We start from the raw sequence: 12399 nt of genomic DNA, 5'->3' as shown, positions 1-12399 counted from the left end.
TGCGCGCCCGCCCCGCCTCGGGTGCCGTGCGGGCGTCGCGGGTAGGTGAAGCTCCCGGTGGGCCGGGTCGGTGATCTCGGTCGAGACCCCGTCCACCAGGAGCTACGTCGTCAACTGCGTCAGCTACGTCAGGCGCGGGCGCTGTACCAGGACGTGCACCCGTAGCTCTTCTTCCCCTTCATGACACATCCGCGCACCAGAAGTTTCGAATTCTCCTTGAGATTCTTCGTCTTCTGCTTACTGGCGGGAGCCTTCTTCCCCGCGGTGCTGATGTCGATGACGATCTTGCCGGTGGACACCTGCTTCACCTGGCCGCGAATGGCATATCCGTCGCTGACGAAATCGTTCAGGTACAGCGTGTCTCCGAGATGGCTGCCCGGCGCGAGGTCGTTGGACCAGAACACGGTCCCGATGTCCTCGATGCCGTGATAGAGCCTGAGGAGCCGGTCGTTCTTGTCCTTGAGGCTTTCGCTCTTCCACGTGAGTTTGGGAGCCGCGTGCGCGGTGGGGGCGGTGAGGGCGAAGCCCGACAGCGCTGCAACGACCACGGCCGTTACGGCCGTGGCGCGTCGGGTGGCCTTCATCTTCCGCATGCTGTTCCTCTCGTGCGTCGGATAGAACTCACCCCCGCGCCGAGGCAGTGCGATGTGGCGGTGCAAGTCCTTTGCGGCACAGGGGTGTTGCGTGCGAGTTTGCCAAAACTTTACGCACGGGGCAACGGCGACATGCCGCACCGGTCCACCTGGCCGCGACCGAGGCCCTCACTGTCCGTCGAGCGGGGCCCCCGCCCACGTCTCCGGCGCCCATACCCCCGACCGCTTCAGCGACGCCGGGCAGTGGCGGAAGATCTCGTCGATCTCGACGACCAGGGCGAGCTTCGGGCGCTGGCCCTTCAGTGTCATCGCGTCGAAGAACGGGGCGTCCGTGAGGATGCGGGCCCGCCCGTTGATGCGCAGGACGTCCATCGCGCCGGGTATCAGATAGAGCAGGCCCACGCGCGGGTTCGCCAGGATGTTGTGGAAGCTGTCCGCGCGGCGGTTGCCCGGGCGGTCGGGCAGGGCGATGGTGCCCGGGTCCAGGACATGGGTGAAGCCGGGGGTGTCGCCGCGCGGGGTGGCGTCGCAGTCGCCGGTCGCGTCGGACGTGGCCATGACGCACAGCGGGGAGCGGGCCAGCAGGGCCAGGTCGTCGTCGGTGAGCCGGTCGTGGACCTTGTCGATGACGATCGGGTGCGGGGTGCCCAGCAGCTCGCGCAGTTCGTCCGCCGAGCCCAGGGGCACGGCCCCGGCCAGCGGACCGGTGGCGGGGGTGGTGGTGTCGGCGTCGGGGGCGGCGTACGACAAGGGAGGGGCTCCGAACTGATGGGGGTGCGGCAGCGCACGGTCGAACAGGCGCTGTTAGGGTGACCTTACTTTGGGCCCCCTTGTGTTCCCCGTCCGGGGGCGACCGGTCGACGAGGGCGTCTCCCGTGCGCCCAGGGGTGCCCCCGGCGCCGACGAACCAGCGTGAGGAACCAGAACAGTGCACCACCGCATTCCGGCTGCCCCGGCGGCCGGGTCGTGAGCGGCTCGGCCCTCCTGGCGAAGCAGAGGCCGCCGGGCGGCGGCAAGGAGACGCGGCGCAAGCGCAGCCGGCCCGTGCTCGCCCTCGGGCTCCTCGCCGCCCTCGCCGTGCTGTTCCTCACCGTGGTCGCCAGCCTCGCCATCGGCTCGGGCGACGTGCCCTTCCGGGACGTCGTCGACGGGGTCCTCGACCCGGACGTCTCCGTCAAGGGGCAGCTCATCGTCCAGGAGGTCCGCATCCCGCGCACCGTCGCGGGGCTGCTGGCGGGTGTCGCACTCGGCCTCGCGGGCACGGTGATGCAGGGCGTCGCCCGTAACCCGCTCGCCGACCCCCAGCTCCTCGGCATCAACGCCGGCGCGTCCGTCGCCGTCGTGTGCTCGATCACCCTGCTCGGGTTCACCGTCGCCACCCAGTTCATCTGGTTCGGCTTCCTCGGCGCGCTGCTCGCCGCCCTCCTCGTGTACGGGGTCGGATCGCTCGGGCGGGAAGGCGCGACCCCGGTGAAACTGGCCCTGGCGGGAGCCGCGACCGCCGCCGTCCTCACCTCGGTGACCAGCGCGATCCTGCTCCAGGACCGGGGCAGCTACGACCAGTTCCGGTTCTGGCAGCTCGGCGCGCTGAACGCCCGCGGCTCCGAGGTGCTCTGGCAGGTCTCGCCGTTCATCGCGGTCGGCGTCGTCCTCGCCCTGGCCCTCGGACCGCAGCTCAACGCCCTCTCCCTCGGCGACGACCTGGCCCGCGGCCTCGGCCAGCGGGTCGGGGCCATCCGGATGGTGTCCGCCCTCGCCGTGGTGATCCTCTGCGGGGCCGCCACTGTCGTCGCCGGGCCCATCGGCTTCGTCGGGCTCGCCGTACCGCACGCCGCCCGCCTCATCACCGGACCCGACTACCGCTGGGTGCTCCCGTACAGCATGGTGCTCGCCCCGGTCATGCTCCTCGTCGCCGACATCGTCGGCCGGGTCATCGCCCGCCCCGGTGAGGTGCAGGTCGGTGTGATCACCGCTGCCATCGGCTGCATCCCGTTCATCTGGCTGGTCCGGCGCAGGAAGCTGGTGGAGCTGTGACCGCGCCCCGCCCCGACGGTGCTGGACCCGCGTCCGCGCCCCGCCCCGACAGTCCGGTGCCCGGCAGTCCGGTGCCCGCCGGCCCGGTGACCGGGTCCCGGCTCAAGGGGACCGGGTCCGCGTCCGACGCCCGGCTCGCCGACGCCGTACGCCAGGTCGCCGCCGTACGCGGCCGGAGCCTGCGCCGCTCCGTCCTCGTCGGCGCCGGCCTGCTGGCCGCCGTGATCGTCATGTTCGGCGTCTCGCTCAGCTTCGGCGACATGGTGACGCCGATCGACAAGGTCGTGGCCACCCTGTTCGGCGGTGGCGACGGCGGATCCCGGTTCGTCGTCCTGGACCTGCGGCTGCCCCGGGCCCTCCTCGCGATCCTCGTCGGCACCGCCTTCGGGCTCTCCGGCGCCCTCTTCCAGACCGTGCTGCGCAACCCGCTCGCCAGCCCCGACCTCATCGGCATCAGCGCCGGGGCCAGCGCGGTCGCCGTCACCGCCGCACTGGTCTTCCAGGTCAGCGGACTCGCCCTCTCCGCGAGCGCCCTCACCGGTTCACTGGCCGCCGGAGCGGCCATCTACCTGCTCGCCTGGCGGCAGGGCATCGCAGGCCAGCGGCTGGTCCTCGTCGGCATCGGCGTCGGCCTGGGGCTCTCCAGCATCGTCTGGTACGTGATGGCCCGCTCCGAGGTCGCCGACGCGCAGGAGGCGTACCGCTGGCTCGCGGGCAGCCTCAACGGCCGCTCCTGGGAGCAGGTGTGGCCGCTGCTCATCGCCGTCGGCGTCCTCGCCCCGCTGACCGTCCTCGCCGCCCACGCGCTGCGCCCCCTCCAGCTCGGGGACGACGCCGCCGCCGGGCTCGGCGCGAAGGTCGAGGGCGGCCGGCTCGCGCTGCTGGGCTGTGCGACCGCGCTCGCCGGGGTCGCGACCGCCGCCGCCGGACCCGTCGGGTTCGTGGCGTTCGTCGCCGCCCCGATCGCCCGCCGCCTGGTCCCGGGCCGGGGCGCGGCCCTGCCGCAGGCGGCCCTGACCGGGGCGCTGCTGGTCCTGGTCGCCGACTTCGCGGCGCAGCAACTGTTCCCGGTGCAGCTACCGGTGGGCGTGGTCACCAGCATCATCGGCGCCCCGTATCTGCTCCTGCTCCTGGCCCGCGCCAACCGCGTGGGCAGCGGGGGCTGACATGGAGAAGCAGATGGTTCAGAAGGACGACGAAAGGCGTGGCCCTGTCGTGGCCGATCACACTCTGGAAGCCCGGGACGTCCGGCTCGGCTACGGCGAACGCGAGATCGTCCCCGGTCTGAGCGTGGCCGTGCCGCCCGGGAAGATCACGGTCATCGTGGGCCCCAACGCCTGCGGGAAGTCGACCCTGCTGCGGGCGATGGCCCGGCTGCTGGCCCCCTCCGCCGGGGCGGTGCTGCTGGACGGCCGGTCCATCCAGGAGATGCCGACCAAGGAGGTCGCCTCCGTGCTCGGCATCCTGCCGCAGAGCCCCACCGCCCCGGAGGGCATCACCGTCTCCGACCTGGTCGGGCGCGGGCGCTACCCGCACCAGGGCTGGTTCCGCCGCTGGAGCGCCGAGGACGACGAGGCGGTCGCGCGGGCGCTGCTGTCGACGGACGTCCTCGAACTCGCCGACCGTTCCGTGGACGAGCTGTCGGGCGGTCAGCGCCAGCGGGTGTGGATCGCGATGGCACTGGCCCAGCGCACGGACATCCTGCTGCTCGACGAGCCGACGACCTTCCTGGACGCCAGCCACCAGCTGGACGTCCTGGACCTGCTCACCGACCTCAACCGCGAGCGGGGCGTCACCATGGTCGCCGTGCTGCACGACCTGAACCTGGCCTGCCGGTACGCGGACCACATGATCGCGATGAAGGCGGGGCGGATCGTCGCGGAGGGGCGGCCGGTCGACATCGTGACGGAGGAGCTGGTCGGCGAGGTCTTCGGCATGCGCTGCTCGGTGATCGAGGACCCGGCGTCGGCCACCCCGATGGTCGTGCCGCTGGGCCGCCACCATGTGAAGGACCCGGCCGCCTGAGCCGCGTACGTACGGGGGAGCAGCCCTTCGGGTCAACCCGATGGCACCGTTGTCATTAGGTGAGGCTAACCTAAAGGGTATGAACGCTTCCGCTCCTCGCGCCCGGCGCCCCCGCCGCACCACCGTCCTCGCGGCCGGTGCCGTCGCCGCTCTGCTCGTCGGCCTCTCGGCCTGTGGCTCGTCGGACGACTCCGACAGCTCCGCGTCCTCCTCCGCCTCCGGCGGCGCGTCCGAAGGGGCGTTCCCGGCCAAGGTGGCGACGAAGTTCGGTGAGGTCACCGTCGACAAGCAGCCGAAGCGCATCGTCGCGCTCGGCTGGGGCGACGCCGAGACCGTGCTCGCGCTCGGCGGTCAGCCGGTCGGGGCCAGTGACTGGCTGCCGTTCGGCGGCGAGGGCGTCGGCCCCTGGGCCAAGGGCATGTACGACAAGAAGCCGGAGATCATCGGCACGATGGAGCCGGAGTTCGAGAAGATCGCCTCCCTCCAGCCCGACCTGATCCTGGACACCAAGTCCAGCGGCGACCAGACCCGTTACGACACGCTCAAGAAGATCGCCCCGACCGTGGGCGTGCCCAAGGGCGGCGACCAGTACAAGCTCTCGTGGGAGCAGCAGACCACGATGATCGCCGCCGCCATGGGCGTGCCGGAGAAGGGCAAGGAGCTGATCGCGGAGACCGGCAAGAAGTTCGAGGCCGCCGCGAAGGCCCACCCGGAGTTCAAGGACAAGACCATCACCGTCGGCTCGCGCACCTCGGAGGGCTTCGGCATCTACGTCGGCGGCACCGGACGCATCGACTTCGTCGAGCGGCTCGGCTTCAAGAACAACCCGAAGGCCGAGGCCAAGGCCGGCGAGAGCTTCTCCATCTCGGTCTCCAAGGAGAACCTGGACCTGCTCGACGCCGACCTGACGGTCATGACCCCGATCGGCATCCCGGCCACCGACATCAGCAACGACCCGCTGTACAAGGCCGTCCCGTCGGTGAAGGCGGGCAACGACCTGGTCTTCGACGACCAGGGCATCTCGCAGGCGTTCGCCACGGACTCGGTCCTGTCCGTCTCGTACGCACTGGACAAGGTCGTCCCGCTCTTCGCGGAGAAGGTCGCGAAGTAACAGCACGGGACACCCGCTCCCGGCGAACGCCGGGGCGCAGAGCGGTACACGGAAGGGCGGCACACACGTGCCGCCCTTCTCGCATGCCCGGACTACCCCCCCCGCGTCCGCCCACTTTCCGGCCGGCCATTGACACCGCACCCACCGCCAGAGTCCTATAGTGCTAGGACCCTAGATGAATAGAGGAAATGGTGATCGAGTTCCACCTCGACGCCCGGTCCGGCGTCGCGCCGTACCTGCAACTCGTCCACCAGGTACGCCGGGCCATGCGCCTGGGCCTGCTGTTCGAGGGCGACCGGCTGCCCACGGTCAAGGAGGTCGCGGCCAAGGTGGCGATCAACCCCAACACCGTGCTCAAGGCCTATCGCGAGCTGGAGTACGAGGGGCTGGTCGCCAAGAAGCCCGGTGTCGGCACGTTCGTGTCCAGCACCCTCAGCGATGCCTCGCTGTCCGAGCACGAGCCCCTGCGGCGGGAGCTGGTCCGCTGGCTGGAGCGGGCCCGCAGCGCCGGGCTCGACGAGGAGAGCATCGAGGCGCTGTTCCTGGCCACCTTCCGTACGCACTCCGGGCCCTCATCCACCGAAGAGGAGCAATGACCGCACCATCGACCGCCCTTCTCGAAGCCAGAGGCCTGAGCAAGCGGTACGGCCGCCGCCAGGCCCTCACCGACTGCACACTCAGCGTGCCGCCCGGCCGCGTCGTCGGACTCGTCGGCCCCAACGGAGCCGGAAAGTCCACCCTGTTACAACTGGCCTGCGGGCTGCTCACCCCGACCTCCGGCACCATCGAAGTCCTCGGCGGACGCCCCGCGTCCAGCGCGGCGCAGCTGGCCAGGGTCGGCTTCGTCGCCCAGGACACCCCGACCTACGCCGCTCTCTCCGTCGCCGACCATCTGCGATTGGGGGCGCGGCTCAACCCGACCTGGGACGCGCGTCTGGCGGAAGGGCGGATACGCGACCTCGGACTGGACCCCGGTCAGCGCGTCGGCCGGCTCTCCGGCGGTCAGCGCGCCCAGGTCGCCCTGACCCTGGCCGTGTCCAAACGCCCCGATCTCCTGATCCTGGACGAGCCCGTGGCCGCCCTCGACCCGCTGGCCCGGCGGGAGTTCCTCCAGGGGCTCATGGAGTACGTAGCCGAGCACGGCACCACGGTGATCCTCTCCTCGCACCTGGTCTCCGACCTGGAGCGGGTCTGCGACCACCTCATTTCGCTGGTCGCCTCCCGGGTCCAGATCGCCGGGGACGTGGACGACCTCCTCGGCAGCCACTTCCGGCTCACCACCGCGCGCCGGGACGCGGCGGACCTGCCCGGAGGGATGCACGTCCTCCAGGCCACCCACACCGAACGGCAGAGCACCTTCATCGTGCGGGCGGACACCCCCGGCCAGGATCCCGGCGGGGTCCTGGAACCCCTCGGCCTGGAGGACCTGGTCCTCACCTACATGGCCGAGGGCCCGGCAGGCCCGGCACGCCGACCCGTACAGGAGACACAGCGATGATCTGGCTCACCTGGCGTCAGTACCGCGTCCAGACCCTGGTGGCGCTCGTCGCCCTGGCCGTGATCACGGCCGTCCTCGTCGTCACCGGCCTGCAGATACGCAGCGCCTACGACAGCGGCGTCGCCGACTGCGGCAACGACTGCGGCGCGGCGAAGAACGCCTTCGTCGTCCAGTACAACACCCTGTCCTACTTCGTCACCGGCCTCCTGATCGCCGTGCCCGGCATCATCGGGATCTTCTGGGGAGCACCCCTGATCGCCCGGGAACTGGAGACCGGCACCCACCGGCTGATCTGGAACCAGAGCATCAGCCGCACCCGCTGGCTCGCGGTCAGGCTCGCGGTCGTCGGGCTGGCGGCCGTCGTCGTCACCGGACTGCTCAGCCTCCTGGTGACCTGGTGGGCCGCCCCGATCGACCGGGTCAACGAGGACCGCTTCACCCCGCTGCTGTTCGACGGCCGGGGCATCGTGCCGCTCGGTTACGCGGCCTTCGCCTTCACCCTCGGGACCTGCGCCGGCCTCCTGATCCGTCGGACGGTCCCGGCGATGGCGGCCACCCTCGTGCTCTTCGTCGTGGTCCAGGTGCTGGTGCCCTACGCGCTCCGGCCGCACCTCCTCACGCCGGACCGCGCGGACGTGGCGCTCAGCTCCGTCGGCATGGCGTCGGCCGGTGAGGACGGCGAACCGCTCGCGCCCGCGGCCGGCTGGAGCGCGACGCAGATCCTGTTGTCGGGCGACGGCGACGACGCCCGGGTGAAGGTGGGGCTGGCGAAGCCGGGTGCGTGGGTCGTGTCCGGGATCGGCCCGGTCCTCGACAGGTCCGGCAAGGAGGTCGGTGGCAGCGAGGGCTGCGCCCGCCGCGAGATCGAACCGATGCGCTGCTTCGCCGCATCGGACCTCCATGTGGAGGTGGCCTACCAGCCGGCCGACCGCTACTGGACGTTCCAGTGGATCGAAACGGCCGTCTTCCTGGTCCTGACCGGGATCCTGGCGGGCTTCAGCGCACTGTGGCTGCGGCGTCGGCTGGTCTGACGGCCGGCGGGTCCGGGACGACGGACGGGCGGCCGAAGCCAACGCAACTGGCTTCGGCCGCCCGCTCCGACTCTACGGTCCAGGTCAGGCCCCCGGGGCCGCGGCCTTGATCGCGGAGATGTCGAAGGTCAGCTTCACCTTGTCGCTGACCATCACGCCGCCGGTCTCCAGCGCCGCGTTCCAGGTCAGGCCCCAGTCGGAGCGCAGGATGTCGGCGCTGCCCTCGAAGCCGACGCGCTCGTTGCCGTAGACGTCGGTGGCGGAGCCGTTGAACTCCAGGTCGATGGCGAGGGGGCGCGTGACGTCCTTGATGGTCAGGTCGCCGGTGATCCGGTACGCGTCGCCGCCCAGCTGCTCGGCCTTCGTCGAGCGGAACGTCATGAGCGGGAACTTCTCCGCGTCGAAGAAGTCGCCGCTGACCAGGTGGCCGTCGCGGTCGGCGATGCCGGTGTCGACGCTGGCGATCTTCACGTCGATGGAGGCGGTCGAGTTCGCCGGGTCCGTGCCGTCCACCACGAGGGTGCCCTCGTGCTCGCCGAAGGAGCCGCGCACGTTCGTGACCATCGCGTGGCGCACGGTGAAGCCGATGCTGCTGTGTGCGGGGTCCAGGGTGTATGTGCCGGTCAGGGCGGCAAGCGCCGGGTCCACCGCGGGGGCCTCGGTGACGGTGGCGGCGGCGGTCGACTTGCGGGTGAACAGAGCCATGGCTCCTCCTCGGGGATGCGCTGCGGGGGACGGGGGTCCAGCGACGTCGAAGTTGTTGTTTAACCTTCAACGAGTTCGACTGTAGCGCTATCTAGTTCAAAGTTCAACATCTAGCCGCCGTCGAACCCCGTCGAACCCCGTAGAACCCCGCCGCTCCCCGTCGCCCTCTGGCGGACGCGCGTAGAACTCGGGCACTATCTCCCTGCCCGGCGTTCGCGGCCCCGTGCCCGTACGCCCCCTGATTTGTCATGAGCAGGAGGAATCCCCCCATGGTGACCCGTCCACGACTCCGCTCCGCCCTCACCGCCCTGGCCCTCGTCCTCGGCGCCCTCTTCGTGCCCGGCATCGGCGCCCTCGGCAGCGGCGCCACCGAGGCGCACGCCGTGACCAAGCTGACCCACGCGCAGGCGACCTCCCGGTTCAGCTCGTCCGGGATCACCTGGTCGTCCTCGGGTGGCTGCTCCAACCGGAACGTCCCCACCTGCACGTCCTTCGACCAGCTCAACCTGGAGAGCGCCCAGGGCGCGCAGACCCTCAAGAGCGCCACCGGCTGCGCGCTCAGGATCACCGGAGGCACCGAGACCGGGCACGCCGGCGGTACGTACTCCCACTGGAACGGCTACAAGCTGGACTTCGCCAAGAGCACCTGCCTGAACAACTACGTCACCGGCGTCTTCACCTACATCGGCACCCGGGGCGACGGGGCGCGCCAGTACCAGTCCGGCTCCGGCAACATCTATGCCGACGAGGGCAACCACTGGGACGTGACGTACTACAACTGCGGCGGTTGCTGAGCAGCAGCAGCAGCAGCAGCAGCAGCAGCAGCCGTACGACTCCGCGACGCGCCCCGGCCGGGGCGCGTCGCGGAGTCGGTCACAGGGTGGCGAACCACGCCGCAATCGCCAGGACCAGGGGGACCGGGCAGGCCAGGGCTGCCAGCAGGAGGCTGCGCGCGTCGGCGGACATGCGCCGCACCCCCGGTGCCCGGCTGACCGCGACGAGCGCGGCCACACCACCGAACAGGCCGGCGGAGCACGGCACCAGGAAACCGCCCACCGGTGCGCCCTCCGCCAGGGACCACAACGTCGTCATACCGACCAGAAAGCCCAGCCAGGAGAGCGACACCCCCGTGAGCACCCACACCCCTACGGCAAGGTGCTCCACAGCGGTGCGCCGCGGAGGGGTGAGCCGGGCCGCCCGACGCCTGGGGCGGCCCCTCGACGCGTTACGGGATCGGGTCGGCGTCCGGGCCCTCCTGCTCCAGCAACTCCCGGGCGAAGTCCTCCCACTGCGCGTACCGGTCCGGGTGCGCGGACCGCTGCACCGCCTGGCACACGTCGCCCGGGTCCATCGACTCCCAGCCGTCGATCTGGAGCAGCCCCGGGTTGGCGCTCGGCGAGGGCAGCCCGTAGAAGGACTTGGACGCCGTCGGTACGTGGGTGATCTGCGCCGGGGTGCCCCAGCCCATGCTGGGGCGCTGCTGGAAGACGCCGAGCGAGTCGTGGTCGACCGCGGACGTGTAGTTGACGAACTTCGACTCCTGCATGGCCGTCATCAGGGCGATGATCTGCGCCTCCTCGGAGAGCTCCGCCCCCTTCCCGACGCCGATGACCGTCCGGGCGTGGGCGAGCTGTTCCGGGCCGAGGTCGGACGGGGCGGCGAAGAACGCCCGCAGTTCGCTGTCCGGGGCGGTCTTGAGCAGATGGGCGGTGGCCGTGTCCAGCCGGCCGGTCGGCGGCAGGCCGTAGCTCTCCTGGAAGGCGGGCAGGCCGTGCGCGCCGGGGGCCTGCGGGGCGGGTGACGGGGGTGGGGCGGGGTCCGCGTGCGCCGGAGCCGCTGCGGTCAGCAGGAATCCGGCGGCGACCGCCGCGAGCATGCGGCGGGGGAGTCGGTTCAATCGCATACGGAACCGTCCCGGGGTGCCGGGGCGAAGTCAAGAACGCCGCACATCGTGTCAATTGATGAGGTATCGGATGCCGGGCGGGCCGGAGTCCGGACACGCGTGTGCCCCCGCCGGACCGGCGGGGGCACACGCATGTCCGTCCGGCAGGCGTCAGGAGCCCACGCTCACCGTGAAGCGGCGCGGATTCCCGTCGTGCGCCGCGCCCGAGACGTCCGGCTCACCGTCCGGGCGGACGTCGTCGTACGGGAACGCGTAACCGATCGGGCTGTTCGCGTGGACCACCCGGGACCAGTGGTTGGTGACCGATCCCTTGTAGTAGTCCGAGGTGGACGTGCCGTTCGGCTGGCTCGGGTGGCTCAGCATGATCGAGCGGTTGAAGCCCGCCGCCAGCCGGGCCAGGATCGCCTTCTTGTCGTCGGAGTCGCCCGGGTTGTTGGTGAACGGGCCGTGGTTGCAGGTGAAGATGTCCTTCGTCTCCGGCTTGACGAAGGTGTGGCCGCCCTCGAAGGTCAGCGTGTCACCGCTGACCCGGCCGGCCAGCGTGCCCCGGCCGCCCTGGAGGTCGATCCGCAGGTCCTCGGAGCGGTACTTCTCCCAGACCTCGTCGATCTGGGCCGTGAACAGATCCCGGAACGGCATCTCGGCGGGCCGGTCGAAGTACGGCGCCATGATGTTCTGCGGTGAGACGACCCGCAGGACGCTGCCGTCGTCGCCCCGGGTGATCAGCTTGTCCCACGGCTGCCCGTCGGCGGCGGCCTGGGCGGCGAGGTCCTCCGCGATCCGCTCCGCCGCGCCCTCGGGGTGCGGGGCCACGACGTGGGTGCCGTCCCCCTCCAGCGTGATGCCGATCGGGAGCGCGGTGATCAGGTCCACGTAGCTGATGTTGGAGTACAGCTGCTCGGTGTTGAAGGTGAACTCGGCGAACGCCCAGGTGCGCCCGTAGTTCGGGTCCGTCGGCGTCGCGAACGCGGGCTCCACCAGGGACGGGCCCGGGTTGAGGAAGAAGTCCAGCTTGTCGTCGCGGACGAAGTAGACCCGTGCCCCGTACATCTGCGGCAGGGTCAGCACCACCGGGGCCTGGCCCGCGCCGTTGAGCGGGATCGCGCAGTCCACCGGGAGCGGGGTCTGCGGGGCGCCGGGGGAGTCGGGGCGGTAGACCTCGCCGTTCGGCCGGAGCAGCACCCAGCGGTCGGTGCCCAGCTCGTGGCCGGTCACATACGCGTGCACCGTGCCCGGCAACGACTTGTTCTCCAGGGCCAGTTCACAGGTGGCCGGGGCCGCCGACGCGCGGGGGCTCAGTGCGGTGCCCCAGGCGGGGTACGTCAGCGCCGCGGCCGAGGCGGCAGCGCCGGTCAGGAACATTCTGCGCGAAATCACGAGGGGACTCCCGAGGTGTGTGGGGGCCGCAGACGGGTGGTGGGGGATGACGCGAGGAGGGTCAGGACCGTGGGGGTGCCTGCGGTGCGCACCACTCTCGCGAGGCCCGGCACGAGCGTCAA

Annotated in this window: 14 protein-coding genes; 8 read left to right on the top strand and 6 right to left on the bottom strand. The window is 71.1% G+C overall.

Going from position 1 to position 12399, the window contains the following annotated elements:
* Positions 1 to 128: 128 nt before the first annotated feature.
* Together ACIQPT_RS17080 and ACIQPT_RS17075 are read right to left on the bottom strand one after the other, a co-directional pair.
* A complete protein-coding gene (locus ACIQPT_RS17080) occupies positions 129 to 584 on the bottom strand; it encodes a hypothetical protein (protein ID WP_401156637.1) in 456 nt (151 codons plus the stop codon).
* A gap of 177 nt (positions 585 to 761) precedes the next feature.
* Positions 762 to 1343 (bottom strand): MSMEG_1061 family FMN-dependent PPOX-type flavoprotein, encoded by a 582-nt coding sequence (locus ACIQPT_RS17075; RefSeq protein WP_401156635.1) that lies wholly within the window; start codon positions 1341 to 1343, stop codon positions 762 to 764.
* 216 nt (positions 1344 to 1559) lie between these two features.
* Here ACIQPT_RS17075 and ACIQPT_RS17070 point away from each other — a divergent pair, with 216 nt between their 5' ends.
* The 7 genes from ACIQPT_RS17070 to ACIQPT_RS17040 all read left to right on the top strand — a co-directional run bounded on the left by ACIQPT_RS17070 (position 1560) and on the right by ACIQPT_RS17040 (position 8292).
* Positions 1560 to 2627, top strand: coding sequence for a FecCD family ABC transporter permease (locus ACIQPT_RS17070; protein ID WP_401156633.1), 1068 nt, complete (start codon positions 1560 to 1562; stop codon positions 2625 to 2627).
* 86 nt (positions 2628 to 2713) lie between these two features.
* Positions 2714 to 3793: a FecCD family ABC transporter permease gene (locus ACIQPT_RS17065; protein ID WP_401156728.1), complete on the top strand. Its 1080-nt coding sequence runs from the start codon at positions 2714 to 2716 to the stop codon at positions 3791 to 3793.
* A 13-nt stretch (positions 3794 to 3806) separates the two neighbouring features.
* Positions 3807 to 4652: an ABC transporter ATP-binding protein gene (locus tag ACIQPT_RS17060; RefSeq protein ID WP_401156631.1), complete on the top strand. Its 846-nt coding sequence runs from the start codon at positions 3807 to 3809 to the stop codon at positions 4650 to 4652.
* Positions 4653 to 4731: 79 nt separating this feature from the next.
* Complete coding sequence (locus ACIQPT_RS17055) at positions 4732 to 5763, top strand: iron-siderophore ABC transporter substrate-binding protein (RefSeq protein ID WP_401156629.1); 1032 nt, start codon at positions 4732 to 4734, stop codon at positions 5761 to 5763.
* A 191-nt stretch (positions 5764 to 5954) separates the two neighbouring features.
* Positions 5955 to 6359, top strand: a complete 405-nt coding sequence (locus ACIQPT_RS17050) for a GntR family transcriptional regulator (protein ID WP_401156726.1) — start codon at positions 5955 to 5957, stop codon at positions 6357 to 6359.
* Positions 6356 to 7261 carry an ABC transporter ATP-binding protein gene (locus ACIQPT_RS17045; protein ID WP_401156628.1) on the top strand — a complete coding sequence of 302 codons (906 nt, stop codon included), beginning with the start codon at positions 6356 to 6358 and terminating at the stop codon, positions 7259 to 7261. Before ACIQPT_RS17050 ends, ACIQPT_RS17045 begins: the two co-directional genes overlap by 4 nt.
* Positions 7258 to 8292 (top strand): ABC transporter permease subunit, encoded by a 1035-nt coding sequence (locus ACIQPT_RS17040; protein ID WP_401156627.1) that lies wholly within the window; start codon positions 7258 to 7260, stop codon positions 8290 to 8292. The genes ACIQPT_RS17045 and ACIQPT_RS17040 overlap by 4 nt, the downstream gene beginning before the upstream one ends.
* An 84-nt stretch (positions 8293 to 8376) precedes the next feature.
* Here ACIQPT_RS17040 and ACIQPT_RS17035 read toward each other — a convergent pair whose 3' ends face one another.
* On the bottom strand, positions 8377 to 8997 hold the full coding sequence (locus ACIQPT_RS17035; RefSeq protein WP_401156625.1) for a YceI family protein: 621 nt from the start codon (positions 8995 to 8997) through the stop codon (positions 8377 to 8379).
* Between the two features lie 269 nt (positions 8998 to 9266).
* Here ACIQPT_RS17035 and ACIQPT_RS17030 point away from each other — a divergent pair, with 269 nt between their 5' ends.
* Entirely contained in the window at positions 9267 to 9791 is a 525-nt protein-coding gene (locus ACIQPT_RS17030; protein WP_401156623.1) for a hypothetical protein, read from the top strand.
* Positions 9792 to 9870: 79 nt separating this feature from the next.
* On the opposite strand, the gene ACIQPT_RS17025 is transcribed toward ACIQPT_RS17030, so the two are convergent.
* From ACIQPT_RS17025 to ACIQPT_RS17015, 3 genes are all read right to left on the bottom strand, one after another.
* Positions 9871 to 10134 carry a hypothetical protein gene (locus tag ACIQPT_RS17025; protein ID WP_401156621.1) on the bottom strand — a complete coding sequence of 88 codons (264 nt, stop codon included), beginning with the start codon at positions 10132 to 10134 and terminating at the stop codon, positions 9871 to 9873.
* Between the two features lie 88 nt (positions 10135 to 10222).
* Positions 10223 to 10900, bottom strand: a complete 678-nt coding sequence (locus tag ACIQPT_RS17020) for a peptidoglycan-binding protein (protein ID WP_401156619.1) — start codon at positions 10898 to 10900, stop codon at positions 10223 to 10225.
* Between the two features lie 150 nt (positions 10901 to 11050).
* The gene (locus tag ACIQPT_RS17015; protein ID WP_401156724.1) at positions 11051 to 12262 is read right to left on the bottom strand and encodes a glycoside hydrolase family 64 protein; all 1212 of its coding nucleotides are present in this window, start codon (positions 12260 to 12262) and stop codon (positions 11051 to 11053) included.
* Positions 12263 to 12399: the final 137 nt, after the last annotated feature.

Source organism: Streptomyces sp. NPDC091289 (assembly GCF_044757365.1).
GTDB lineage: Bacteria > Actinomycetota > Actinomycetes > Streptomycetales > Streptomycetaceae > Streptomyces.
Note: the sequence above shows the minus strand (reverse complement) of the source record. Positions and strands in the feature narration are given on the sequence as shown.